The sequence below is a fragment of the Microvenator marinus genome (genome assembly GCF_007993755.1).
GTDB lineage: Bacteria > Myxococcota_A > Bradymonadia > Bradymonadales > Bradymonadaceae > Allomicrovenator > Allomicrovenator marinus.
The window spans coordinates 3855812-3880936 of the sequence record NZ_CP042467.1; the positions used below are offsets into that span (position 1 = coordinate 3855812).

A 25125-nucleotide genomic window follows, 5' to 3' on the forward strand; every position below is an offset into this window, starting at 1 on the left:
AAAAAAGTCCCTTTCTTTAATTATCGGACACTTTTCGCAAGTGTTGCGAAATTAGATCATTTTTTTCACGGAGAGGTGGGGAATCCGGCGATCAGAGTGTCGGGGAAAGTGAGAGTCTGGCTTGGGATCTGCAGATCTGCGGCATGCCAAAACTGCCCCTCTGTCGGGAAGAGTTTTGTACGCTCAGTCTCGAGCGCACCGTTCAAATAGATCCGAACCGTGGCTGTCGAGGCGCCATACCCGTTGTCCTTGTAGTAGTAGACGCCCACAGAGTAGGTGTCTGACGTAGGATTGTTATGATTGACGTTCTCAGGTCCAGCGCCGTCCGTGTCGTCAATATCCAAGCTGGGGTCGTCGTCGAGTCCAAAATTACCCCAGTCCGATGTGCGGTTTCGCCAAAAAATATCGCCTGGTTCCTGATTCCAAACGCCGGTGCTGCGTTTGTAGTGAATGTCCATATCAGTTCCCGTCGGATCAGTTTGATCGGGGTCTGATGGAGTATCCCAAACCAACTGCACGTGTACGTCTTCATCCGCTGTGGCGCGCACAAACACGTTAGCTGGAACGCAAGACTCGACGCCGTTCTCGTAGACGCGAAGCTCAAAACGGTAGGAGCCGGCGAGGTCGATGAACACGCTCGGGTTCATGACGGTGGCGTTGGGGCTCAACCTCACATTAGAGCCTGTGGGGCGTTCAAGTACCGACCACTCGTAGCTCAGCGTGCCGCCACTGCCCATGCTTCCGGCCGCGCTGAGGTTTACAGTGTCTAGCGGAATTGCCGCGATGTTGCCCGAAAAGTTCCCCGAGGTGCCCACTCGGCCGCTCGCCATAGCGGTAGGACACGTGGTGTTTGCAATGCCGGTACCGTTCAGCTGAATGGTGCGCGTTCCTGCGTTGGTCTCGATCACAATCTGAGAGCTGTACCCGAGCCCTGAGGTTGGTTTGAACTCAACGGCAAAGCTCGTGAGCAACCCATACGGCACCTCGGTTGCCAGCGGAGCACTTGCGATAAACCTGTCGCCTGCAGCTTCTACGCTATCGATGAGCAAGGTTTTGTTTCGCTCGCTACTGCAGTTTTCAATCGTCACCACTGCACGAGCCGTGGAGCCCACGGGAACATCGCCAAAGTTGATCGAGAGCGGGTCCACAAGGATGCACACGTCTGGATCAACGACGATGGTGCCGTTGTTGGTGTTGTTCGTGTTGTTGGTGTTTTGATTGTTTGTATTTGTGTTGTTGTTGGAATTTGGGTTGTTCGGGTCAACCGTCTGATTGTTGGTCTGATTGTTTGGGTCAACCGTCTGATTATTGGTTCCCTGCACGGTGCCGTTATTTGAGGCCTGATTGTTGGTCTCGTTGTTCAGGTTGTTGTCCGGCCCGTTAGTATCGGGCGCAGATTTCTTCTGCAGATCGTCACCGCAAGCCATCAAGCTCAGGCCAAGAAAAAGTATCATTAGGGAACGCATGGTCTCTCCTCCATCAAGTCGATGGTCATTTTTAGGCATCTCTATATCTCAAATCCACTGAATATGCCTGAAAGAACCTCAATGTCTCACGGGAAGCCATTGGTCACGCTATCGATGAAGGTGAGAGTCTGGCTGGGAATCTGCAGATCAGCTACATGCCAGAATGTTCCGGTGGTTTGCAGCGTCATGGTGCGCTCAGCCTCCAGAGCCCCGTTCAAGTAGATACGGACCGTGGCAATGGATGCGCCATATCCGTTGTCGGCGTAGTAATATGCCCCGATCGAATAGGTGTCATTGGTCGGATTGTTGTGGTTGATATTCTCAGGACCTGCTCCATCAGTATCGTCGATATCCAGGCTTGGGTCGTCCTCCGGCCCAGGATTTCCCCAGTCCGAAGTCTTATTCTGCCAGTAGATGTCTCCGGGCGCAGCGTTCCAAACACTGGAGCTGCGCTTGTAGTGGAGGTCCAAGTCTGTGCCAAAAGTGTCGCTCTGGTCTGTGTCAGAAGGTGTATCCCAGACCAGCTGAATGTGGACGTCTTCGTCCGCGGTGGCACGGACAAAAACGGAGGCAGGAGTACACGACTCAACGTTGTTTTCGTACACCCGGAGCTCAAAACGATAGCTACCGGCAATGTCTATGAAAACACTGGGGTTCATGACGTTAGGGTTCGGATTAAGAGTGGTGGTGGACCCTGGTGGGCGCTCGAGTACCGACCATTCGTAGCTAAGGGTTCCGCCTCCGCCCGTGCTGCCGGCTGCACTCAAGTTGACCACATCGAGCGGCAGCGCCGCAATATTGCCCGTGAAATTGCCAGAGTCTCCCACTCGCCCGCTCGCAAGAGCGATGGGGCATGTGCTGTCTACAATGCCAGTTCCGGTCAGCTGAATGCGCCTGACGCCGGCGTTGGTCACGATCACGATTTCCGAGCTGTAGGCGCGGCCTGCCGTTGGTTTGAACTCGATCGCGAAGCTCGTGAGCAACCCGAAAGGCACCTCAGTCGCCAACGGGGCGCTCGCCTCAAATCCAGCGTTGTTTGAGGACACGCTATCAATCAGCAAGGTTTTGTCTCGCTCGCTGCTGCAATTCTCCACGGTCACAACGGCTCGTGCTGTAGAGCCCGCCGGAACATCACCAAAATTGATGGATAATGGGTCCACCAGAATGCAGACGTCTGGGTCGACAACCACATTATTGATGGGGTTGTTTGGGTCGATCGGGTTGTTCGGGTCGATCGGGTTGTTCGGGTCGACCGTCTGATTGTTCGATCCTGTGGTGCCGTTGTTGGACCCTTGAGTGTTGTTCTCGTTATTGACGTCGTTGTTGGGACCGTTGGTGTTCGGCACGGACTTCTTCTGGATATCGTCGCCGCAAGCCATCAAGCTCAAACTAAGTACTAACATTACCAGTGGGCGCATCTTTCACCTCTATTCAAATCTATCCAAACATCTATTCAGCTCTGAGCCTCGTATCCACTGAAACGTTCTGAAGAAACCTAGAGTAAACGCGGGCTCTGTCCGCGTTGGTTGCACGCCAATCAAGAAATGGATTTTCGAGATTTTCGAGTGTGTTGTAGGTTTTGTGTAACTTTCCTATGCCGAGGCAATCTTGAATTTCCCCAAATTCATCTCAAGCGGACAAAGCCCGCTTGTACTTCTAATCCTTCTAGCTTCGTTCAACCTTTATGCGGCCGAATGGAAGTCCAAGGACTACCGTCTGCTCAAGGTTGAACATGGCCAGGTTGTTGAGAGCTACCTCTATCCAGCGCCCGTCAAGAATGTAGAGGTCCAGGCGGACCACATAAGCCTTGAGCTCGTCTCAAACGATGGGACCTCCCTAAAAATTCAACACGATCCGGAGTTTTTGGGTCGAGGGCCCTGGAGCTCATTCACCAAAGCACATATGGAGAGGCGCTCTGAGCTCCCAGACGCGATTCACGAGCTCGAGGCCATTGATCAGGCGGCGTGGCGTGAGGCCCTTCCGGAGCTCGTGGCTTTGCAGGTGGAAGACCCAACCGACCCGCTGCCGCCGCTCTATCGGGCGCTGGGACGCGGGATTTTGGGGGATTCCGACAAGCTTGGCGCCAACCTTGCCCGCGCAGAAGAGCTGAGCACGCATTGGGTGGATACCCTTGCGCTCTGCGGAGTGGCCGAGCGCCTTGTGGTATCCCACGGTCTTTCGGAATCGTACGCTCAGAAGGCCTGTGACAAGGTTTTGCCCGCGTTTGAGAAGAGTGGAATGCGCCCAGATTTTGTCTGGAATCTGGTAATCATGGTGGTGGTTACGCACGATTTGCGGGCGGCGATGCAAGCGGCCGTAAACGCCGGAGATGCCAAAAGTGCGGACCGAATCGCGTCCAGGTTTCATACGTTTTTCCCGGGAGCCGAGGGCTCGCCCATGGCCTGGAGGGCGCTCAGTGATTGGCTCGCCGCCAATCAGAAGCCCGAGGAAGCCAAGGTTTGGAAGGCGAGGGCGGACGAGCTCAAGGAGAGCCCGTCACATAGGCTCTTTCAAGGGCAGACCCGCAGGATAGACCTCGCGCTGCTGGTACTCTCCACGTTTGGGTTTGTGATGGTGCTCGTGGGCTTTGCGAGCGGGCGCGCGAGCGCGCTCAGGAATCCGACCCGAGAGGGTCTTAAGCGTTGGATCGTGGTGCCAAGCCTGCCCGAGGTCCTTGGAGTTTTGGTCTTCTTGGGGTTTGTAGGCTGGGCGACCCATGTGGCTACGCGTGGAGTGTCTGAGGTCGGTATCATGGCCTCAGCGCCCTTGGGGGCCATGCAGCAAGGCTATAGCGATCCCGAGGTCATCACGTGGCTCGAGGGATTGATGGCGAGCCCCGAGCGAGATGAATTCTTGAAAGTGGCTAAGGCCGAGCAGGATTCCCTTGTTAAGGGAACTCACCACACCGAAGTCCTCCCAAGTGCCGAGGCTTTTGCGAAAATGGTGCGGGCTCACGCAGACGCCACGAAGAGCTCCAACCCCTTGGCTATTTTCCAAATGGCGAGTGCTATCGATGCCCCGTCAACGGGCGAGCGGGGACTATTGGCGCAGGTGAGCGGGCCGTTCTTCTTGAGTCTTAGTGCGTTTTCGCTCCTGCTCATCTTTTTTGTACTGGGACGCCAAGCCGCGTTTGGCTTTGGTCCGAAGAGCCGCGTCTTCTACCTTGTCCCTGCATCGTCTGCCGGTGTTTTGGCAGTAGTAGTCGCCTTCCTCTTCGTAGCGCCCTTGCTCTACCTCTTGACTCCCGTGGGCTCCATCCTCACGGATATCTCCGTACCTTCGGTCAACAAGTTTTACGGGCTAGAAGGCGTGGGAATGGCGTGGGAGTCAAAGCCAGACAAACTGTGGTTCATTCTGGCTTTGATAGCCTCCCTCGCCATTCATGGGTTCACCACGTGGTCTTCGGTTCGTCGAAGTGTAGAGTGATTAGTTACAAAGCTGTTGCACGCTTGTGGTGGTGCGTGTTCCCGGGCAATTTGGTCCACTCCCGCTATACGAACAAGAAGTGTATTGAGCACTAACACCACAGGCGGGGGAAGTGCTACCTGTCCATCCGCTTTCGGGGTTTTGAAGGTTGAGCGGAGGTATGCAGCGGTTGTTTAAGGGGAGCGAAAATCCAGGCGAGCAGGGAGCATTGGGGTTAACGTTCGTATTTGTAAGAATCTTATCTACGCTTCCGTTGCAGTTGAAGTCCCGTGAGTTGGTTCCATTGGCTGGGTCGTTCATCAATCCCGTAAATCCTGTGGTTTGTCCCGGAAATGCTCTATCGTCGAACGGGCCACAATCAATATTGGACCCGCCAGGCGCAAGTGTAATCCAGACGGAGTTGTTATTCGCGCAAACTATCTCGGCCGTCTGATTGTCTGGGGTGCCGCATACATTGGTCGTCGCAGCGTTTGAGCCAGCAAAGCCATCACCGTCGCAATCGGCATAATACGTTGTCGCGTCTGTAGCGTCTTCGTCGATATCGCCATCACAATCATTGTCGATATTATCGCAAACTTCATCGGAGGACGGATTGATAGCAGGGTCCGTGTCGTTGCAGTCGTTTCCTCCCTGCGGACATACTGTCGGTGCACCGAGTACCGTAAAGCTGGCGTCGCAATAGCCGTCAGAGTCATCATTACAGCCCTCGTCGGTTTGACCATCACAATCATTGTCCTGATTGTCACAAGTGTTTTCTATGGTCTGAGGTGGGGTGCCCGCAACCGCGTTGCACACGGCAGCTCCTTGAATGCAGATGATAGCGCCGCCGCGTGAACAAACGCCAACGCCTGCACTGCACGTGCTACCTACCCCAAAACCCTCGTCAATTGCGCCATCGCAATCATTGTCGAGACCGTCGCAAGTTTCGGTTTCTGGCATCCCCGGAAGTACACTACATTCCGTAAGCGTCCCGTCAGCAGAACATACGATGGTGCCCGTATTCTCGCATGTGCCCGTACCGACAGTGCACTCATCTCCGAGGTCCTCGAAGTCCTCGTCAATCTCCCCATCACAATCATCATCCATAGCGTTGCAGAGCTCGGCACCGCCTGGCGTTCCGGCGACCGCGTTACACGCGGCGGTTCCGTCTGGTGTACAAGCCACCACTCCGTCGTTGGCGCACGCTCCTTCTCCAGCCGAACAAGCGTCGCCTAGGGTTTCGAAGTCTTCGTCGGTTTCGCCATCGCAATCGTTGTCGATGCCGTCACAAATCTCGTCCTGTGGTGCCAGCCCGGGAGGTGCATCACACTCCACGTTGACTTGATCCTCGGCGCAAACGTACACGCCCTCTACGGCGCAAGCCCCGAGACCATCACCACAGCTTTCGCCCAATTCAGCGAAAGCTTCATCAGTCTCACCATCGCAATCGTTATCGATGCCATCACAAAGCTCGACGCCACCGGCAGAGGGGACGCACTCACCTGTGGTGTTGCCTGTTGTGTTCCCAGTGGTGTTTTGGGTGGTATTGCCCGTGGTGCCATTGGTGGTCGACGTCGTAGTGCCGACGCTATTGGTCTTCACCACAAGCCAATCCAAGTGCGGCAAATAGTATCAATAGTGTTTTTTCATTTTGGATCCCCTTATCTACAAGTTTGTGTTTCGTTTCTGGTTTCACGCACACCGACACACACTCCGTTCTGCACCGTTCCGTAAGTGCAAGTGGTGAAGGCTGCCGAGATGCCGCATGCTGGTGCAGTTGATCCAGTCCATCCCTCCCATGGCGTGCCCCCATTATCGCGTGGTGGTTTGCAAGCCCCACCAAAAAGTAAAGTACCGTTTGGGCAGCTCGGAGAAGGCGACACATTGATTGTTGTGTAGCGCTGAGTATGGACGCCATCACAATTGTAGTCATAGGACAGCCGTTGAATAATATTGTTGATCGGCGTTGCAAAGTAGCTATACTGATTGGGGTGCGCATTGGCGTTGCTTGAGCGACAATCTATGCTGTCTCCGTCAAGTGGGGCCCTATCAGTCCAAGATGCGCTACTGAGATTGCATGCAGCCACGGCTATCGAATCCGCAGGGGGCATACACGCATCACGTGATGCAACGGTATCGGCCGCATAATCATCACCATCACAGTCTAGATAAAAGGTGGATGCATCTGTCGCATCCTGATCCACCCCGTTGGAACAGTCGTTGTCTACGCCGTCACAAACCTCAACGGCACCCGGGTTGATGCTGGCGTCCGTGTCATCGCAATCGTTGCCACCTGCTGGGCAAACGGTTGGATTGCCAACTCGATGCATCCCAGCATCACAATAGTTGTCATTGTCGTCATCACACCCCTCATCAACCGCGCCGTCGCAGTCATTGTCGAGGTTATCGCACGACAATTCTGGGTTTTGAGGGGGATTTCCAGCTACGGCATCACACATGGCCTCTCCGGCCCCGTCACAGACGATGCTTCCCGTTTGGCGGCACACACCCATGCCGGCTGCACAGGAGGTGCCCACGTTGAAGCCCTCGTCGGTATCTCCGTCGCAGTCGTTATCGATGCCATCGCAGATTTCGTCGGTTGGAGTTCCTTCAACGGCGCCGCAAACAACCCCGGAGCCGTCCATCGCACACACTTGAATACCGCTTGCTGCGCACGCACCCACGCCCACTTCGCACGCATCACCGATGCCCACAAAGCCTTCGTCGATCTCGCCGTCGCAATCGTCGTCCATATCGTTGCAGAGCTCGGCTCCACCAGGTGTGCCTGCAACCGCGTTACAAGCGGCGGTGCCGTCCGCTTGACACACCACGGTACCGCTGTTTGAACATGCGCCGTCGCCCGCGGTGCATGCGTCCCCAAGGGTTTCAAAGTCCTCGTCCACTTCGCCATCACAATCGTTGTCGATCTCGTCGCAGACTTCATCTGAGGGCTCACCCGCAACCGCGTCACACACGGTATCCAGTTGATCCTCAGCACAGACTTTCACGCCTTCAACTGCGCATGCCCCAAGGCCCGATTCGCATGCTTCGCCTAAATCAGGGAAGTCTTCGTCCACCTCGCCGTCGCAATCGTTATCGATGCCATCGCAGAGTTCGACCCCACCCGCGCTCGGCACACACTCGCCGGACGTGCCTCCGGTGTTTCCGGTAGTCATCCCGTTGTTGGATTCCCCGTTGTTGGATTCCCCGTTGTTGTCATTATTCCTCGGATTCGGATCCACAGAAGGTGAGCTATCTTCACCACACGACCACGCGAAAACCGCCAAAACACATACTAACCACTTTTTCATCTTCTTCCCCACGTCTAAGCGCACCAATGCGCAAAAAATCCAAAAATTCAAACCCCCTGTGGATGAGGGAAAATGCTTGGTTGCGTATTAGTTTCCCCCACCAGAATTGCGGGTCATCAAATTGTGAACCTAAAGAAAACCTGAAAAGTCGCGGCGAGTCAAGTCACTTTTTTGGCGGTGCCGAAAATGGCGTCAGTAGAGGTAGACGGCACCACTATTTTCCTGCGTGTTGTCGGTCAGGTCGCCCCCAAAACCACGGCTGCCGCCGTCTTCGTAACGTGCGCCAACCGCAAGGGTCTGGCCGTCATCACTAAGCGCAAGGCTGTTTCCGAACTCGTCATTAGCATCGGAGTTCGAACCCTTAATATAGGCAGTTTGCACCCACTCATCCCCGCCGCGTTTGAACACGTAGACGGCGCCGCTGTCTTCCAATGTGTTGTTTGACTCGTCGCCACCAAAGCCTTTGCCCACGCCGTCTTCCTGGGTACTGCCAACGGCCAAAGTACTGCCGTCAGCCGATAGTTCTACACGAAATCCAAACTCGTCGTTTTCATCCAGATTCGAGGACTTGATGTACGCCTCTTGGACCCACGTGCCTTGATTTCGGCCAAAGATATAAACGGCGCCACTCCCGGAAACACTATTGTTCGGAGCATCTTCTCCTTTGGCCCCTACAGCCAAAGTATCCCCGGTTTGCGAAAGCGCGACGGCTGAGCCGAACGCATCATTCGCCTCTACGTTTGACGCCTTGATATACGCCGCTTGGGTCCAGATTCCGCCCCCTTCGTTGAACACATAGACAGCACCGCTACCTTGCGCGGAGTTGTCGCTCTGATCCCCATTGATGCCCGAGCCGCCATCTTCAAACTCAGCTCCGACCGCGATGGTTTTCCCGTCACCAGAAATCGCCAGCGCCAGCCCGAATCGATCACCACTCGCCTGGTTGCTCGCCGTCAGACGACCTGCCGGTGACCACTGACTTCCCTGCCGTGAGAAGACGTAGGCTGCGCCGAACTGCAGCGCCCCTGAGATGCTCCCTTCAAAAGGCGCACCAGCAACGAGGGTGTTCCCGTCGTCCGAGAGCGCAAGACTAGCTCCGAACTGCTGCTGTGCCTCGGTGTTGTCGGACTTCAGGTAGGCCTCATTGGACCAGAAATTTCCGGTTCGTGAAAACACGTAGACCGCCCCGCTCGCAAACTCCGAGTTGTCAGATTGATTGCCGTTCACACCCGTGGCGGCACTCTTCTCTACGGGGGCTCCCACGGCCAGGGTATTGCCGTCTTCTGAAAGCGCGACTCTCGCGCCGAACCTATCGTTGGCATCCGCATTAGGCGCCTTGATGTACGCCTGCTGAGTCCACACACCGTCATTACGAACAAACACGTATACGGCGCCGCTTGCGGCTTCGGAGTTGTCAGCCTGGTCACCGTTGATCGTTCTCGAAGCGCTGTCTTCGCCGTCGGCCCCAACGGCCAGTGTGTTCCCGTCACCCGATAGAGCCACCACGTTGAAGACATCCAGGGACTCAGAGTTGGACGACTTTACGTAGCCGATCGCGTCGTTCAACACCGGGTTCGCCTCGACCACGTTGCCCGGCGCACAGCCGTCCGAGTTACACGCGTCGAGTCGGTATTGCGCATTGAGTACGTCCGGCAAGAAGACCTGAAGGTCGTACGCGGTCTCCGCCTCCCCAATCGTGGCAGCCTCGCTGAAGTCCGCGGCACCGTCGCGCTTTTCCTGAAGCACATACTCCATAGCGCCCGCAACGGGCTCCCACTCGAAGCTCAAAGTCTTGATTTTGGTGGCGGAGATCGTCACCTCCGGTGCCTCGGGCAGGCACATCACGTCCTCGTCCACCTGGCCGTCACAATCGTTATCCACGCCATCACAGATCTCTGGGCTTGGCGTACACACAGGTGTTGTGTTGTTATTGGAGTTATTAGAGTTGTTAGAGTTGTTAGAGTTTCCGCCGTTATTGGAGATATTATTAGAGTCTCCATTATTCGACGCATTATTTGAGTTGTTGGCGTCAACCACCGGTTCCGAAGAGTCACCACACGATAGTGCAAGACCCGCAACTACAAAAAACAACATCTTTTTCATGTACTTCCCGTTCTCTATGCGTAAAATTGGATGACGGCCACAGATCATCGTTCCGAAAGCTTTTCCCGTTCCTGACTATGATCGCACATATAAACGGACCCTAACGTGTAGGTTAAAATGAGTTCAACCCAAAAATGGCAGATTCTAGGTGAGGAGGTCGTGGCATCTGAGTCGAGCCCTCCCGCACCCGGTGGCTGGCCTCTCAACTATGTGCTGGCGTTCGACCAAGAACGCGGCGCTCTCGTGTACGTCCGCGAACCCGAGCACCACCAGTTTGGTGAGGCTTGGCATCTTACCAGCAACGGTACCTGGATTCAGGATCACGAAGCCATTCAGGCAAGCGCGGACCAGTTTTGGACGGGTCACTACGACTCAAAACGAAAGGGCGTCGTGTGTTGGACTATCGAGCGTCAGGCGCGAAACGAGTACCGAATTGCGGGGCTCCTCATCACCGCCGACGGAATCTCGAAGATTGAGACACAAGGCATATTGCCCGTCGATCCTGAGGCGCTCTCGAGCGACTCGAAAATGATCTTCGCCTTCGACCCGGTGAAAGAGCAGAACCTTGCCATTACTCCCTATTCCGTGTGGTTTCTCGACGACTCGAACACGTGGCAGAAGCTCGCAGACTTGGGCCCCGAGTTCCCGAAAGAATGGCACAACAACGAAGGCGCGCGTGCCGTTTGGGATTTCGAGGGCAACCGATTGATCATCGGCGTTGTAGACGGAGAGGAGTACGAAGGAAGGCTCTTTGCGTTCGACGGAAAGGAGCTCGTTTCGCTAGAAGACGGTCTCTCCGAGGTGGAGCTCTACACGGACAATTCGACCTTCGTCCTTGCGTCTTGCGAAGGCGAGGGAGTGCTTCTGGTTATGGGCGCCCCTCAGGGTACCTTCCGACTCGAAGGCGATACCTGGAAGCCCTTGGCTACCCCGGTCAGCGAAGTCCGCCGCTCAAATGCTCTTCGTTCGGCCTTCGATTTGCGTGACCACTCCCTTTGGCTGGGGCCTGGCCCTTATGAGCTCACGCCCGGAGCCTATGCGAAGAATCAGGAGTTCTTCTACCAACGCTCAAAGGCCGGCGAGTGGAGGGTGTTGGGGCATATCGTTCAACCGAGCCCAACCGAATGGTACGGGGGCGTGGCCTTGGCAGGCAAAGAGGGCTCTCTTTGGATCGCATCTACGCGCTATCCACTGGGGCTTCGAATCGTGGACGAAGACGGATGGCGCGAAGTTGTTGGTGAGGGCAGCGCAAACACCGAAGGTTACGTAGTGAGGCTCGCTCGAGACGGTGCCGGTACCATCCACGCCTTCGCCCGCAACGGAGCCGTCTTCAGGTTTGAAGGGGATTGGCATTCGGTCGTCGGTCCGGACGAAGCCACATTTGGCGTGCGCGAAGACTTTCTGGTCCATTGGGACGTGGCGAATCGTCGGTTTGTGGCGTGGGGAGGAACCGTCAAGAATCGCGCGTCGAATCACACGTTTTATCTCCTTGATTCAGGATGGACTAAAGAGAAGAAGTCCTCGCCCAAACCAAGTGACGCACGCCATAAAGAGATGTTCCTGCGCCCAAAGATGGTCTTCGACCCGGTGCAAGGCGCGCTCGTGAGGTTTGGATTCGATGATGTTTCGGTCCTCACCGACGGAGTTTGGGTTCCTCACGTACCCGAGGGCTGGGAACAAGCGCGCTCTATTGACGCGCCGTTAGCCGCCGTGGACCCCGAAACCGGAGAAATCCTACTCGTGGACCTCTATGCACGGTCGATCTACCGATTCAACTACGACAAGGTTGAGAAGCTCGGGGAGATAGAAAACCATGAGTTTTCGCTCGATCCCATGGAGGTCGGCACCTATGCGGCGGTCCCCCACTTTGTCCGGCGCCGCCTCTACGCCTACGACCAGGACACACGGGCGATCCTCGGCCAATGCGACAAAGACGAAGCCGCGCGTTTCAAGCTCCCACTTTCGGCAGCCTTCGAAGCAGCCGCAGCCCTCGGGCCGCGCAAAGCCTTCGCGGCATCTCATAACCCCGAGGAGAAGAAGGCCGACGCGGAGTTCGGGTCTAGTGTGAGGCTCTATTGCGCGGATAAGAGCGCCAAATTCTGGTTCGGGGACGTCTCGGGCGCAACGGTGGTAACGCGATGGGGGTCAGTCTACGATTGGGGGCTTCGGCTTGGACGCGGCACGGATAGCTCCAAGACCGAAGAGCTAGCCGACGCCAAGGCAGCCCAGAAGAAACTCGCCAAAGAGGCCGCCTCCAAACAGAAAAAGTCCTACATCGGCGCCGCAGAGCTCGACGATGACGCGATTAAGGCGCTCTTTACTCAAGACATCATTGTGATGAGTTTGGGTGACGAAGCCGGAAAGTACGATTACGACTACCTCGGCGGTACCCCAAGAGGCTCAGTTGGAAAAGAGTGGCCAAAGAGAGACGGGCAGCCGCTGGGGCACCTCCTCTCCGTGAGCGTTCCGGACGGGAAAAAGGTTGGCGGAGTGTCGGTCTTTGCGCCAACAAACGACCTCGCCATGGAAGAGGAAGAACTCGTGGCGGTTATCCGAAGCTCCTCGCAAATGGGGAAGGACCAGGGGCCACGCCCAGGTGATGTGACCGTGATCGAGCCTCGTGTTCTGGCCGCCGAGGTCAACGGCTTTCAAATCGATGAGTCACGCACTAGGCCTTTTGAGGAGGCCGACCCCGCTTTCGCTCAGAGACTGGAGACTTTTCACGAATCCCTCGGCAGTGAAGAGAAGCCTTGGACGCGATGGAGTGGCACCCCGCAGTGGGTACAACACGACGAGTGGCCCGTTGATGATGATGGTGTGCCTTGGAAGTTCGTGGCCCAAATCGACTTCGACTCGATCGCTCAAGATTTCATCAAAAATGCGTGGCCTGAAGCTTCACTTTTTGGCGTGTTGTATGTTTTCATCAACCCCGCCGAGACCGAGGCGACCGCGTTCTGGCAGTACACGTGAAGGTTATGAGTTCAACGCAAAAATGGTTGATTTTTGGCGCGGGAGGCCACGGAAAGGTGGTCGCCGACTTGATCCGCGCGGCGGGAATGGACGTGGCGGGGTTTGTGGATCAGTCGGGTGTAGGGCGGGTAGCGGAGCCCGGTGGGGCGGTCGTGGTGGGTCTGCAAGACGAGTTTCTGAGCGGCGGAAAACCCTCGAGCCTCCCAGCGACGGTCGCCATTGGCAACAACCGAGTCCGCCTTGAGCTCATTCAAAAACTCACCGAGCTCGGCTGGGAGCTACCCGCACTCATCCACCCCAAAGCCGTCATCAGCCAGTCAGCTACGATTGGACACGGCTCGCATGTGATGGCAGGCGCGGTCATCAACGCCGCCTCCCAGATTGGCGAGGGTGTGATCATCAACACCAACGCCACCATCGAGCACGACGTCATCATTGACTCCGGGGTCCATATCTCCCCGGGGGCCGTGCTCGCCGGCGAAGTAGAGGTGGGCCAGGGGGCGTGGGTAGGGGCGGGTGCCGTGGTTATCAACGGCGTTGAGATTGGCGCAAACGCTATCGTGGGCGCCGGCGCCGTGGTGATTAAGGATGTCCCCGCGGGCGCGACGGTGGTAGGAAACCCCTCGCGAGTTATCAAAACCCAGTGAAGCCATGAACGTCGAAAAAACGCCTATCCCCGGACTCCTCGTAATCAAACCCCGAATCTTCAACGATCCCCGCGGGTTCTTCTTCGAGAGCTTCAATCACGAGGCCTTTCTCAAGGTGCTCGAAGAAGACGGGCAGCCGACCGTAGATTTTGTGCAGGATAACCACTCGTGCTCGTCCAAGGGCGTTCTGCGTGGCCTGCATTTCCAGCGCGACCCGCACGCCCAGGGAAAGCTCGTGCGCGTGGTCAAAGGCGCCGCCTGGGACGTCGCCGTTGACATCCGCCCAGGCTCGCCCACTTTAGGTCAATGGTTTGGTATCAAGCTCGATGCCCAGGAACACACCATGCTCTGGGTGCCTCCGGGATTTGCGCACGGCTTTCAGGCCCTAGAGGACGATACACATTTCCTCTACAAGACCACCGCGTACTACGCGCCCGAGTCCGAAGGCTCGATTGCCTACAACGACCCGGAGCTCGGCATCAAATGGCCACTTCAGGACCCTCTGCTAAACCAGAAGGATCTGGATGCACCGTCAATGAGACTCACTCACCTTTGACAGCTTCCTCGACCTTTTCGGCGCCTTCCTCAACCTTTTCGGCCCCTTCTTCCGCCGTGTCCTTGACGGCTTCGCCGGCCTCTTCGACATCGTCTCCCACGGCTTCAACCGCTTCATCAATCTCTTCAGAGGTTGATTTTTTCTCACAAGCCCACATTGAAAGGGCGACTAAAATGGCCAATACATAGAACTTTTTCATGGTCTCCTCCACTTGGTAAAGCCTCGGTACCGCCCGAGACTGTGACTCCTATAGCACCTCATGCGTTGCGTGTCTGTAAGGCTTCTAGCGACACAATTGCATCGAATTTGCGCGGATAACGAGCTTGTTCCCAGGGAAAGACTTCGTCAGAATCAAGGCGCTCGTCCTGGGTCCCTCCTTCCAGTCCGAGAAGTGCCCCTCGCGTTTCTGTTCTGCATTGTTTCCCGCAGTTCAAGAGCGTCGAGGGGCGCGCTTTTTTTGCATCCCATTTCTTGCCGCAACATCTAATCAGCCAAATCCGTTTTAAACCCCAAGGAGCACCATGAAAAGTCGCGCAGCTGTAGCCTTTGAAGCCGGAAAACCACTACAAATTGTAGAGATTGACGTCGCCCCGCCGCAAAAAGGCGAGGTCCTGGTCAAAATCACACATACCGGCGTCTGCCACACCGACGCGTTCACGCTCAGCGGCGAGGACCCAGAAGGCATCTTCCCCGCGGTGCTCGGCCATGAAGGCGCGGGCGTAGTGGTACAAGTGGGAGAGGGCGTGACCACCCTCAAAGAGGGCGATCGCGTGATCCCACTCTACACCGCCGAATGCCGCGAGTGTAAGTTCTGCAAATCCGGCAAAACCAACCTCTGCCAGGCCGTTCGCGCCACGCAAGGCAAAGGCCTGATGCCAGACGGCACCTCGCGATTCTCGTATCAAGGAAAGCCCATCTACCACTACATGGGCACGAGCACCTTCAGCGAGTACACCGTGGTGCCGGAGATTTCGTTGGCAAAGATCGACGACGAGGCGCCGCTCGAGAAAGTCTGCCTTCTGGGCTGTGGCGTGACCACCGGAATTGGCGCGGTGCATAACACCGCCAAAGTCAAAGCCGGCGACACCGTTGCCGTCTTCGGTCTCGGCGGCATCGGGCTCGCCGTGATCATGGGCGCCAAAGAAGCCGGAGCCTCGCGCATCATCGGTGTGGACATCAATCCCGACAAATTCAAGCTCGCAGGCGAGCTAGGCGCCACCGATTGCATCAACCCTAAGGATTACTCCAAACCCATCCAGGAAGTGATCGTCGAGCTCACAGACGGCGGCGTAGACTTTAGCTTCGAATGCATCGGAAACGTAGATGTAATGCGCTCCGCACTCGAATGCTGTCATAAGGGTTGGGGCGAGTCCGTGATCATTGGGGTAGCCGGTGCCGGCCAAGAAATCAGCACTCGCCCATTCCAGCTGGTGACCGGCCGCGTGTGGCGCGGCTCCGCATTCGGCGGCGTGCGCGGGCGCACCGAGCTCCCAGGCATGGTCAAAAAGGCCATGAGCGGCGAGCTCCCATTGGAACCCTTCATCACGCACACCCTGCCTCTAGAGAAGATCAACGAGGCTTTCGACCTGATGCACGAAGGAAAATCCATCCGCACGGTCATCCACTTCTAAACCACAGTCTTGTAAAAGCATCGTGCACGGGCTAAACCTCCTCGCGTCAAGTAAGGAGTGTTTGTGGAACGCGTGTCATGCCCTATGTGTGAGGGCAGAAAACTCAGTGGTTTGAAGGAATTTGAACGTGTACCCCTGGTGCAATGTGTGGATTGCTACGGGGTCTCTACGCGAAATCTCGCATCCGAAGAAGTATTGGTGGCGTACTACGAGTCAATCTATACTCGAAAGAGGAGTTTTTCTTCACCCATTTCGGTGAAGCGGCGCGAAGAAGTACTGGATACCTTTGAAGAGCATCGCCAGCTTAATAGAATCTTGGATATCGGTTGCGGTCAGGCTCACTTTTTGGACCAAGCCTTGGAAAGAGATTGGGAGACTTTTGGGACCGAGTTCACTGAAGACGCGGTGGTTCTGGCACGTCAATACGGCCACCAGATGCATCAAGGGCCGTTGAACACTGCAAACTACGACTCAAACTTCTTTGATGTGGTGATCTACACTGAGGTTATCGAGCACATTGATAACCATGCTGAAGAAATCCCAGAGATCCTTAGAGTGCTGAGGCCCGGCGGAATTATCTACGTCACCACTCCGAATTTTGACTCATTTTCGAGAAGAGTTTTGGGTGAGAGATGGAGCGTCATCCATTACCCCGAACACCTAACCTACTTCACCAAAGAGACCCAGGTTGCGATGATGAAAGGGTTCGGGTTCGAAGCAGTGTCGACAACCGCCCACGGCGTAAGAGCTTCAAGAATGAATCAAGGTGTGGGTGCGAAGAAAGAGGTCCTAGAAGGTGGACTTTACTCTGAATAGCACGAGGAACGGATGAGGGGTTCGCTCACTCTTGGAAGCGAACAGAGCCTTGGGTGTGGGTAAGGTGGGGTTTTTGGATTCGCTGAAAGGCGTTTTCTAAAAACCTGGAAAGACGGGATGGTCAGTTACGAACAAGAGATTCTGACTAAGATTCTTGTTGAATCACTCTAGAGGTCATTAAAATGGATAAATCTTTTCCGTTTCATTTTCGGGCCGATGTTCAAGGAATGAGGGGAATAGCTGTATTAATTGTTGTCTTGTATCACATGGGGTTGCCCTTTCCCGGCGGATTCGTTGGTGTGGACGTTTTCTTTGTTATCTCAGGATTCGTTATCACGGGCGGTATTTTGAAGTCCTTGCACACTCCAGAAGGGTTTAGTTTGTCGGAGTTCTTTCGCCGGCGAGTGCGTCGGCTATTGCCAGCTCTCTCTTTGGTACTCTCCGTTTGTACTCTCTTGGGTATCCTACTTGGGCCTGAGGTTAGCCAAAAAGTAAGTGGAAGAACGGCCGTAGCTGCCGTCTTTCTTAACGCCAATCACTATTTGTATCGTGCAGGTGGCTACTTTCAACCAGCTGTAGAGGAGAACTTTTTCCTCCACACTTGGTCGCTTTCCGTTGAGGAACAGTTTTACTTGGCATTCCCTTTCCTCTTGTTGTTGGGATGGAATCTTTTCGACAGGATGATCGGTGTAGGGCAAGTTTTGGCCGGCTTAGTTGTCATCAGCTTTGGTTTGTGCATTCTTGTAGCTTTCTATCCATTCGAAACAGTCAATGGCCAAGTACTCTCTTTCTATTCCTCTCTCACCCGAGCATGGCAGTTTGGAGTAGGTTCCCTTATTGCTTGGAACTTGCCTAGGTTATCTCGATCGTCCGCGATAAAACTCAACCAAATGTTGGTACCTCTTGGCTGGCTGGGGCTCTTGTTGATATTCTGGTTGTCCTTGAGTGGAATTCCTGAATTTCAATACCCAGGTTATTTGGCAATCTTACCCACGGCAGGAAGTGCGTTGATGTTAGTTGGAGGTATAAAGAGTCCTCTTGGGGTGTACAGGTTTTTGACATGGAGGCCACTACAACGTTTGGGGGACTTATCCTATTCTTTCTATCTTTGGCATTGGCCGTTGATTGTCTTTGCACATGCTTCATTTCCCAACTCAGATTGGGCCGTGATTGCTTTGGGGATGTGTTCCCTTCTTTTGGCTTGGGCTACCGAACGTTACTTTGAAGGGCCTATCCGTCGGAACTCAACGATTCAGCTAAAGTGGCTTTTGCCAATTGCAGTTATCGTTCCTGTTAGTTGTTGGGCAATTCAAGCGACCATACCACCAACTAGCTCCGATATTGATCAACTCAGAGAGATGCGACGCGAGTATTCAGCAATAGGTTGTGATTCAACAATACCTTACAAGGCGGAGTCGAAGACTTGTCGTTGGGGCGATGAAGGACGCTTTAAGTTGGTTTTGCTTGGCGATTCAAATGCGAGACAACACATTCCTGCCCTCAAGTCAATTGCCTCAACAAGGGGCGTTGAACTGCAGGTTGCGACTTCTTCAGCCTGCCCGTTTGTGTTGAATGTTCTTCCAATTGCTGACGGGATACCAAAAGAGGCATGTCGAACGTGGGTTACTGAAAGTATCAATGAAGTTTTAAAACAAAGGCCGGATGTTCTGATTGTTTCGAGCGCAATAGATGGCTATGTAAGCGCTTCTAACTGGAAATTCGTGGATTCCGGAGGCAAGGTAGTCGATTTGCACGATGCTGTTTCACAAACAAGTAAGGAGATTGAGGCTTCTGGGGTGCGATTGGTCTATATCGCTCCTATTCCCAAGTTGTACGACCGTGACGGGAGAGCTACAACGCGGTTTGGTTCGCGATGTTCATGGTTCTCTTTTCAACTTTTTCCTGAAGTTTGCGCACCGGAATGGTCCGCAAGCGATCCCGAGTACTTGCAATTTGATGCTTCAATCTACAAAGGGCCGGATACCAACCCAAAAATTATCGACTTGCAGCACACGCTTTGCAAAGAAGGCAAGTGTAAGTCGCACGATGGGACCAATTGGATCTACCATGACGGTGGACATCTGAGTGTCTATGGGTCCCTATTCACCGAAGGTGAGTTGGAAAGCCAATTGGAGGCAATTCTTAGGGAGGAAATCTGAGATTCCAGTCGACTAGAGCCGATTCTTGCCACAGACGAAACTCATTTTTTCTTTCTGTTTTTACACCTGGGATCGGTACTCCGAAGCCCGTTTTTGGTAGGTTGGACACGCTTGGGATTTTGTCCGCCAATACCAATCTGAGAATGAGTTTGAACGTTTGTCCGGATTTTTTGAAATGGGAAGGAAGGCTCTGCGCAAATTGCACTAGGCGGTGGTCAAGAAAGGGAGATCTGGCTTCGAGTCCATATCTCATTGTGGTCCGGTCGACTTTCACCAGAACGCCATCGCGCATTTACGAAATGTAGTCCAAGGCCGTACTCGATTGGGATTTTCTTGAAAACAGGAGCGTTGCAGAAAGATTTTCGGGGTACCAGTCTGGGTATACGTGCCATGGATTGAGTTCCTTCATCCATGAGTCGTGTGGTTGTCGAGTTGGAGAGAGTAGCTTCGGCGACTTTGGAAATGGGCAAACCGCTGAGGTGGTTGATTTCTCGAAACCTGGCAGGAACGCCAGTAGACGGATATCCCACCGTGTGAGGAGCTCGCGCTGATGATGGCGCTCCAGGAAAAACTTGGAACCACGAACCGCAAGAAGTTTGTACTCACGTGGGCGGCGAGGTTTTGGTTTCGAATGCATCGGAAACGTAGTCGTAATACGCTCCGCACTCGAATGCTGCCATAAGGGCTGGGGCTAGTCCGTGATTATTGGGGTGGCCGGTGCCGGCCAAGAAATCAGCACTCGCCCGTTCCAGTTGGTGACCGGCCGCGTGTGGCGCGGCTCCGCATTCGGCGGCGTGCGCGGGCGCACCGAACTCCCAGGCATGGTCAAAAAGGCCATGAGCGGCGAGCTCCCATTGGAATCTTTCATCTGCCTCTAGAGAAGATCAACGAGGCGCTTTCGACCTCATGCACGAAGGAAAATCCATCCGCACGGTCATCCACTTCTAAACCACAGTCTTGTAAAAGCATCGTGCACGGGCTAAACCTCCTCGCGTGAAGTAAGGAGTGTTTGTAGGAGTGTTTGTGGAGCGTGTCGTTGCGGTAATTCCAGCCCGGGGTGGTAGTAAAGGCTTGCCAGGTAAAAACGTTGCGCTACTGGGCGGGCGACCATTGATTGAGTGGACAATTGAGTGCGCCCAGCTTTCTGGTTGCTGTGACGAAATCCTTGTTTCAACTGATGATAATGAAATTGCGCGTGTTGCCAAAGGGTTGGGTGCGCAGGTGGTGAACCGGCCACCTGAACTTTCTGCCGACGACTCGTTGGTAATGGACGCGGTTGTCCACACGGTTAATGCCATTGGGGGGGCTGAGATCTTGGTTCTGTTACAACCTACGTCTCCACTCCGCGCTCCTGAGGACATTAGGGCTTGTGTGGACGCGTTATTGAAAGACCCATCGGTCGACTCAATCGCCACGTACGAAGAGGCGAGTTTGAATCCGTGGAGGGCTTGGAGGATTGAAAATGGAACTGCAACCACGTTTGTAGAAGGGGCAAACCCTTGGCTACCTAGGCAATCCCTTCCTGAAGCTTTTCAACTCAACGGGGCTGTTTACGCTATCAGGTGGAATAGGCGACCTGTAGGCCCTCAATTTGTTTTTGGGAAGACTGTGGCAGTCGTGATGCCGAAAGCTCGATCAATAGATATCGATGACGAGATCGACCTGCGTCTAGCCGAACTTTATCTGCAAAAGGAGATCGCGTGAGCGTGTTCATCATCGCGGAGGCCGGAGTCAATCACAACGGGGATATTGGTCTCGCAAAAGAGCTGGTGGCGATTGCTGCTGAAAGCGGTGCAGACGCGGTGAAATTTCAGACGTTTAAGGCCGACCGTTTGGCGGCAAGTAGCGCCGCAATGGCGGAGTACCAGGTCGAAAACGTGGGAGAAGAGAAGAGCCAAAGGGAAATGTTAAAGGCTCTAGAATTGGCCGAAGATCGTTACCAAGAATTGATAGAGGAGTGCTCTCAACGCGGGATCGAATTTATGTCGACTCCCTTCGACGAGGAATCTGCAGAGTTTTTAGTGTCCCTTGGAATGAAGCGTATCAAGATGGCCTCAGGGGAGCTCACAAATCTGCCCTTCCTAAGGCATGTCGCTCGAAACCGTTTGCCCTTGGTCATTTCAACCGGGATGGCGAATTTGGGAGAGGTGGAGCTTGCGGTGGAAACGATTGAAAGTGAGTGGGCTGACCCTGCATTGACGATTCTTCAGTGTGTCAGCAACTACCCGGCCAGTCCAAAGTCCATCAACTTAAGGGCAATGCAAACATTGGCCTCCTTCGGCTATCCAGTGGGGTATTCTGACCACACCAATGGAATTGGTGTTGCAATTGCAAGTGTGGCCTTGGGAGCAAGTGTCATCGAAAAGCACTTCACTTTGAGTCGCTCGATGGTAGGCCCCGATCACAAAGCTTCCCTAGAGCCTGACGAGTTGAAAGCGATGGTGCGCGAAATTCGAGACGTGGAGTTGGCTTTGGGGGGAGCGAGAAAGAGACCCAATCCAGAGGAAATCTCCACCGCGAGCGTGGCCCGAAAGAGTCTAGTGATCCGACACAACCTTCCAAGCGGCCATGTGCTTTCTGAGGCTGACCTAGTCGCAAAGCGTCCCGGTACTGGAATCCCGACGCGGATGATGGATTTCTTTGTGGGAAGAACGCTCAAGAGGTCGGTGCTTGCTGACGAACTCTTGAGTCTGGAATTTTTCGAATGACTACTATCTTAGCCGTGACAGTGGGACGTTCAGATTTCGGGATCTACACCCCAGTATTCAACGCAATTCAAAAGAGCACGAGACTGGAGCTTAAGGTCGCGATCAGCGGAATGCATATGGCTCCAGAGTATGGATATACAGCCCAAGAGGTGCTTGATTCTGGATTAAACGTGGTTGCACTGGAAGACGTTCTGGTAAGTGGTCAAGATTCAGCGTCCGTGAGCAAATCCATCGGACATACAACTCTGGCTTTTGCCTCCATTTTCGCGCGCGAAATGCCCGATTTGATAATGGTCCTCGGTGATAGGTTTGAGATGTTTGGAGCCGCCACCGCGGCAGTTCCATTTCAAATTCCGCTCGTTCATCTACATGGTGGTGAAGTTACAGAGGGCGCCATGGACGAGGCGTTTCGCCACGCAATTACGAAAATGAGTCACCTTCATTTTACCTCGACAGAAGGTCATTCAAAACGGGTTGTGCAACTCGGTGAAGAACCATGGCGAGTGCACACAGTTGGTGCTCCAGCGCTCGATCACCTTCGAGACTTCGTTCCAATGACAGACGAAGAGTTTGCCAAAAGATTTGGGTTTGAACTTCCGGCGGAGTTTCTGCTCTGCACGTTTCACCCCGTCACAACGGAGTTGGGAACGGAGCTTGAACAAGTCCAGAATCTACTTGATGCACTCTTCGAGGCCGGAATGCCTTGCGTATTCACCATTGCGAATGCGGATATGGGAGGAAGCGCGATAAACAAATTGCTACGGGCCGAGGCTGAGAGGAATCGAGGGTTGACTCTCACAACCAATTTGGGAAGTAAGGGCTATTTCACGGCTATGAAGCGCTGCTCCGCGATGGTTGGGAATACGTCCAGTGGGATTATTGAGGCTGCGTCACTTGGAGTACCGGTCTTAAATGTCGGGAATCGGCAGAAGGGCAGGGCGCGTGGAGCGAATGTTTTTGATGTTCCCACCGAGTTCGAAAGCATAGTAGATGGGGTGAGAACCGTGCTGTCGGATGAGTTTCGAGGCAAGGCTCAAGAGGCGCCGAATCCATACGGAAATGGACAAGCATCGAAAAGAATTGTTGAGATTTTGGAAGATATTGACCCAAAAAGTCTCGTTCCCAAAAAGTTTCAGGATTTGGAATGAAAGCACTAGTAACAGGGGCCGGAGGCTTCATCGGCAGTCACTTGGTAGAGCGATTGCTCTCAGAGGGCGCTGAAGTTCGAGCGATGGTTCGGTACAATTCGAGAAGTAGCATTGGCAATTTGGAGTTTCTTTCAAAGGACAAGCTTCAAAGCTTGGAAGTAGTGCAAGCGGATTTGCGCGACCCCGACGCAATTATCAGAGCCACCGAAAACATCACTCATGTCTTTCACCTGGGAGCATTGATTGCGATTCCGTATTCCTACGTAAATCCGAACGAGTTCGTTCAGACCAACGTTCAAGGAACCGTTAACGTCTTGAATGCTTGTTTGAGAAGTGGGTCGCTGGAGCGAGTTGTGGTGACTTCCACAAGCGAAGTCTACGGCACGGCTCAGTATGTGCCCATCGACGAGAAGCACCCTACCCAGGGGCAATCGCCCTACTCCGCGTCCAAAATTGGAGCGGACGCTCTTGCTGAGAGTTACTTTCGAGCCTTCGATTTGCCTGTAAATATTTTGAGACCTTTCAATACCTATGGGCCACGGCAATCGATGAGGGCGATCATACCCACTATTATTGCCCAATTGCTTTTCTCTGATGCCGTTAAGCTCGGATCGTTGAGTCCGCGACGTGATTTGACATACGTTGGTGATACGGCTGCGGGGTTTTTTAAGATGGCTACGTGTGGAGATGCGCCATTTGGTACACCACTCAATATCGGGAATGGTGATGATATCTCCATTGGTGAGCTCTACGAGCTCTTGAAAGACATCACAGGAAGCTCGGCGGACTTAGAGTTCGACGAGACGCGCGTGCGGCCAGAGAAGAGCGAAGTCTTGCGACTGCTCTGTGACGCAAGTTGGGCAAAGGAGAGCATCGACTGGACGCCAACCACGAGCCTTAGGGATGGACTCAGTCACACGATTGAGTGGGTCCGCGAACACCTTTCGGCAGCGCAGGCTAGCGAGTACCACGTATAATGTTGCGAAGAGACGATATTGAGAATTGGTCCGTCTGCGGTGAGTTTACAATTCGCAAGGCGCTAGAGCTTATCGATCGGTCAGCTATAGGGATCTTGTTGGTTCTGGACGCAGACGGCAAGCTGATGGGGACGATTACGGATGGTGACGTTCGTCGCGGACTCCTGAGAGGTCTCAAGCTTGATAATGTGGGAATGGAGGTGGTCAATGCCTCACCTATAACAGTAGATGTTGCCAGCATAAGGAGCGAAGTCGCGGCTATCATGTCGGATCGTTCCATTCGGCATCTTCCTATTGTTGAACACGACAAGGTAGTTGGTCTTTGGCTAAATGAGTCCAAATCAGATACATCCAGACTTCCGGCCGTTCTTATGGCTGGAGGACTTGGAACCAGACTCGGCGATCTTACTCAGGACACACCAAAGCCACTCATTGATGTCGGCGGCCAGCCTATCCTTGGACATATCATTTCTCATCTCAAAAAAGCGGGTGTGGAAAATGTGATGATTACGACGAGATACCTGGCTGAAAAGATCGAGACTCATTTTGGGAACGGAGAAGATTGGGGTGTCAATATAGAGTACATTCGCGAACAAGATCGCCTTGGTACAGCAGGTGCGCTCAAGAGGTTGGAAGGCCGTGTCCATTCACCTTTCCTTGTTATGAACGGTGACCTCCTCACTGATTTCAATGTTGCCGAGATGTTGAGTTTTCACGAAGAGAATGGGGCACACATGACAGTGGGGGTGCGCCACTACTCTATTCGAGTGCCATTTGGTGTTGTTGAAGTGGATGGGCTGAAGGTCAGCGGGATTTCCGAAAAACCGACCTTCGATTTCTTTGTGAACGCGGGGGTTTATATCGTTTCTCCCGAGCTACTACCTTTGATTGAGTGTGATCGACTCTTCGATATTACCGAGCTTATGGAACGTGGGCTTGAAGATGGGAAGGAAATCATTTCTTTTCCGATCTTCGAGGATTGGCTGGATGTTGGTCGCCCGGAGGACTTGGACAAGGCTCGTTCCCGGTTTTAGCGCTGTTACGTCAATGTATGCCGGACTTTTCGCATGGCTTAGTTTTGGTCTCGTCATTAGGCTTGGGTTTTTCTTCCCAACGTAAGCGTCCGACAGGCTACGTTCTGGCGGAGTTGATCTAGTGAGCTTAGCTCAGAGTCCAATCTTAAACGGATTAGAGGGTTGGAGTGGTCCTGATTTTCTAGACACCGAAT

At 54.0% G+C, this 25125-nt stretch carries 19 protein-coding genes and 1 pseudogene; 13 read left to right on the plus strand and 7 right to left on the minus strand.

The features are described 5' to 3' along the window. Positions 1-65 precede the first annotated feature (65 nt). A complete protein-coding gene (locus tag FRD01_RS15855; protein WP_249755666.1) occupies positions 66-1466 on the minus strand; it encodes an ASH domain-containing protein in 1401 nt (466 codons plus the stop codon). Positions 1467-1552: 86 nt separating this feature from the next. Continuing rightward, entirely contained in the window at positions 1553-2884 is a 1332-nt protein-coding gene (locus tag FRD01_RS15860) for an ASH domain-containing protein (protein WP_146961329.1), read from the minus strand. 190 nt (positions 2885-3074) lie between these two features. Here FRD01_RS15860 and FRD01_RS15865 point away from each other — a divergent pair, with 190 nt between their 5' ends. After that, entirely contained in the window at positions 3075-4892 is a 1818-nt protein-coding gene (locus FRD01_RS15865) for a hypothetical protein (protein WP_146961330.1), read from the plus strand. On the opposite strand, the gene FRD01_RS15870 is transcribed toward FRD01_RS15865, so the two are convergent. The 3 genes from FRD01_RS15870 to FRD01_RS15880 all read right to left on the minus strand — a co-directional run bounded on the left by FRD01_RS15870 (position 4893) and on the right by FRD01_RS15880 (position 10285). Beyond that, a complete protein-coding gene (locus tag FRD01_RS15870) occupies positions 4893-6473 on the minus strand; it encodes a putative metal-binding motif-containing protein (protein WP_249755667.1) in 1581 nt (526 codons plus the stop codon). A 59-nt stretch (positions 6474-6532) separates the two neighbouring features. Further along, complete coding sequence (locus FRD01_RS15875; RefSeq protein WP_146961334.1) at positions 6533-8182, minus strand: putative metal-binding motif-containing protein; 1650 nt, start codon at positions 8180-8182, stop codon at positions 6533-6535. 192 nt (positions 8183-8374) lie between these two features. Next, positions 8375-10285 carry a MopE-related protein gene (locus FRD01_RS15880; protein WP_249755668.1) on the minus strand — a complete coding sequence of 637 codons (1911 nt, stop codon included), beginning with the start codon at positions 10283-10285 and terminating at the stop codon, positions 8375-8377. Between the two features lie 117 nt (positions 10286-10402). Here FRD01_RS15880 and FRD01_RS15885 point away from each other — a divergent pair, with 117 nt between their 5' ends. From FRD01_RS15885 to rfbC, 3 genes are read left to right on the plus strand one after another with little or no spacing between them, the layout of a single operon-like run. Then, positions 10403-13255, plus strand: a complete 2853-nt coding sequence (locus FRD01_RS15885) for a DUF1963 domain-containing protein (protein ID WP_146961337.1) — start codon at positions 10403-10405, stop codon at positions 13253-13255. Positions 13256-13260: 5 nt separating this feature from the next. After that, positions 13261-13902, plus strand: a complete 642-nt coding sequence (locus FRD01_RS15890) for an acetyltransferase (RefSeq protein WP_146961339.1) — start codon at positions 13261-13263, stop codon at positions 13900-13902. A 4-nt stretch (positions 13903-13906) separates the two neighbouring features. Continuing rightward, positions 13907-14458 (plus strand): dTDP-4-dehydrorhamnose 3,5-epimerase, encoded by a 552-nt coding sequence (gene rfbC, locus FRD01_RS15895; protein WP_146961341.1) that lies wholly within the window; start codon positions 13907-13909, stop codon positions 14456-14458. On the opposite strand, the gene FRD01_RS15900 is transcribed toward rfbC, so the two are convergent. Beyond that, on the minus strand, positions 14445-14657 hold the full coding sequence (locus FRD01_RS15900) for a hypothetical protein (protein ID WP_146961342.1): 213 nt from the start codon (positions 14655-14657) through the stop codon (positions 14445-14447). The genes rfbC and FRD01_RS15900 overlap by 14 nt on opposite strands. Before the next feature lie 322 nt (positions 14658-14979). On the opposite strand from FRD01_RS15900, the gene FRD01_RS15905 reads away from it, so the two are divergent. The 3 genes from FRD01_RS15905 (at position 14980) to FRD01_RS15915 (ending at position 19064) form a co-directional block, all read left to right on the plus strand. Next, a complete protein-coding gene (locus FRD01_RS15905) occupies positions 14980-16089 on the plus strand; it encodes an S-(hydroxymethyl)glutathione dehydrogenase/class III alcohol dehydrogenase (protein WP_146961344.1) in 1110 nt (369 codons plus the stop codon). A gap of 63 nt (positions 16090-16152) precedes the next feature. Continuing rightward, positions 16153-16905, plus strand: a complete 753-nt coding sequence (locus tag FRD01_RS15910; RefSeq protein ID WP_146961346.1) for a class I SAM-dependent methyltransferase — start codon at positions 16153-16155, stop codon at positions 16903-16905. Between the two features lie 182 nt (positions 16906-17087). After that, on the plus strand, positions 17088-19064 hold the full coding sequence (locus tag FRD01_RS15915) for an acyltransferase family protein (protein ID WP_146961348.1): 1977 nt from the start codon (positions 17088-17090) through the stop codon (positions 19062-19064). Here the strand turns inward: FRD01_RS15915 and FRD01_RS24910 are convergent. Next, on the minus strand, positions 19048-19356 hold the full coding sequence (locus FRD01_RS24910; protein WP_146961350.1) for an asparagine synthase-related protein: 309 nt from the start codon (positions 19354-19356) through the stop codon (positions 19048-19050). The two genes, FRD01_RS15915 and FRD01_RS24910, sit on opposite strands and share 17 nt — an antisense overlap. Before the next feature lie 334 nt (positions 19357-19690). Between FRD01_RS24910 and FRD01_RS15925 the strand changes: the two are divergent. The 6 genes and pseudogenes from FRD01_RS15925 to FRD01_RS15950 form a co-directional block, all read left to right on the plus strand. After that, positions 19691-20012, plus strand: a pseudogene (locus tag FRD01_RS15925) (S-(hydroxymethyl)glutathione dehydrogenase); the annotation flags it as partial. A gap of 75 nt (positions 20013-20087) precedes the next feature. Further along, the gene (locus FRD01_RS15930) at positions 20088-20768 is read left to right on the plus strand and encodes an acylneuraminate cytidylyltransferase family protein (protein WP_249755669.1); all 681 of its coding nucleotides are present in this window, start codon (positions 20088-20090) and stop codon (positions 20766-20768) included. After that, complete coding sequence (gene neuB, locus FRD01_RS15935; RefSeq protein WP_146961354.1) at positions 20765-21772, plus strand: N-acetylneuraminate synthase; 1008 nt, start codon at positions 20765-20767, stop codon at positions 21770-21772. The genes FRD01_RS15930 and neuB overlap by 4 nt, the downstream gene beginning before the upstream one ends. Continuing rightward, positions 21769-22920, plus strand: a complete 1152-nt coding sequence (neuC, locus tag FRD01_RS15940) for a UDP-N-acetylglucosamine 2-epimerase (RefSeq protein WP_146961356.1) — start codon at positions 21769-21771, stop codon at positions 22918-22920. Before neuB ends, neuC begins: the two co-directional genes overlap by 4 nt. Beyond that, positions 22917-23897 carry an SDR family NAD(P)-dependent oxidoreductase gene (locus tag FRD01_RS15945; protein WP_146961358.1) on the plus strand — a complete coding sequence of 327 codons (981 nt, stop codon included), beginning with the start codon at positions 22917-22919 and terminating at the stop codon, positions 23895-23897. The genes neuC and FRD01_RS15945 overlap by 4 nt, the downstream gene beginning before the upstream one ends. Then, positions 23897-24931 (plus strand): nucleotidyltransferase family protein, encoded by a 1035-nt coding sequence (locus tag FRD01_RS15950; protein ID WP_146961360.1) that lies wholly within the window; start codon positions 23897-23899, stop codon positions 24929-24931. Before FRD01_RS15945 ends, FRD01_RS15950 begins: the two co-directional genes overlap by 1 nt. Positions 24932-25125: the final 194 nt, after the last annotated feature.

What these genes read in the sequence shown, in the direction of transcription:
- FRD01_RS15855 (WP_249755666.1), bottom strand. Translation starts at nt 1,466, where the DNA reads ATGCGTTCCCTAATGATACTTTTTCTTGGCCTGAGCTTGATGGCTTGC.
- FRD01_RS15860 (WP_146961329.1), bottom strand. Translation starts at nt 2,884, where the DNA reads ATGCGCCCACTGGTAATGTTAGTACTTAGTTTGAGCTTGATGGCTTGC.
- FRD01_RS15875 (WP_146961334.1), bottom strand. Translation starts at nt 8,182, where the DNA reads ATGAAAAAGTGGTTAGTATGTGTTTTGGCGGTTTTCGCGTGGTCGTGT.
- FRD01_RS15880 (WP_249755668.1), bottom strand. Translation starts at nt 10,285, where the DNA reads ATGAAAAAGATGTTGTTTTTTGTAGTTGCGGGTCTTGCACTATCGTGT.
- FRD01_RS15885 (WP_146961337.1), top strand. Translation starts at nt 10,403, where the DNA reads ATGAGTTCAACCCAAAAATGGCAGATTCTAGGTGAGGAGGTCGTGGCA.
- FRD01_RS15890 (WP_146961339.1), top strand. Translation starts at nt 13,261, where the DNA reads ATGAGTTCAACGCAAAAATGGTTGATTTTTGGCGCGGGAGGCCACGGA.
- rfbC (WP_146961341.1), top strand. Translation starts at nt 13,907, where the DNA reads ATGAACGTCGAAAAAACGCCTATCCCCGGACTCCTCGTAATCAAACCC.
- FRD01_RS15900 (WP_146961342.1), bottom strand. Translation starts at nt 14,657, where the DNA reads ATGAAAAAGTTCTATGTATTGGCCATTTTAGTCGCCCTTTCAATGTGG.
- FRD01_RS15905 (WP_146961344.1), top strand. Translation starts at nt 14,980, where the DNA reads ATGAAAAGTCGCGCAGCTGTAGCCTTTGAAGCCGGAAAACCACTACAA.
- FRD01_RS15915 (WP_146961348.1), top strand. Translation starts at nt 17,088, where the DNA reads ATGGATAAATCTTTTCCGTTTCATTTTCGGGCCGATGTTCAAGGAATG.
- FRD01_RS24910 (WP_146961350.1), bottom strand. Translation starts at nt 19,356, where the DNA reads ATGCGCGATGGCGTTCTGGTGAAAGTCGACCGGACCACAATGAGATAT.
- neuC (WP_146961356.1), top strand. Translation starts at nt 21,769, where the DNA reads ATGACTACTATCTTAGCCGTGACAGTGGGACGTTCAGATTTCGGGATC.
- FRD01_RS15945 (WP_146961358.1), top strand. Translation starts at nt 22,917, where the DNA reads ATGAAAGCACTAGTAACAGGGGCCGGAGGCTTCATCGGCAGTCACTTG.
- FRD01_RS15950 (WP_146961360.1), top strand. Translation starts at nt 23,897, where the DNA reads ATGTTGCGAAGAGACGATATTGAGAATTGGTCCGTCTGCGGTGAGTTT.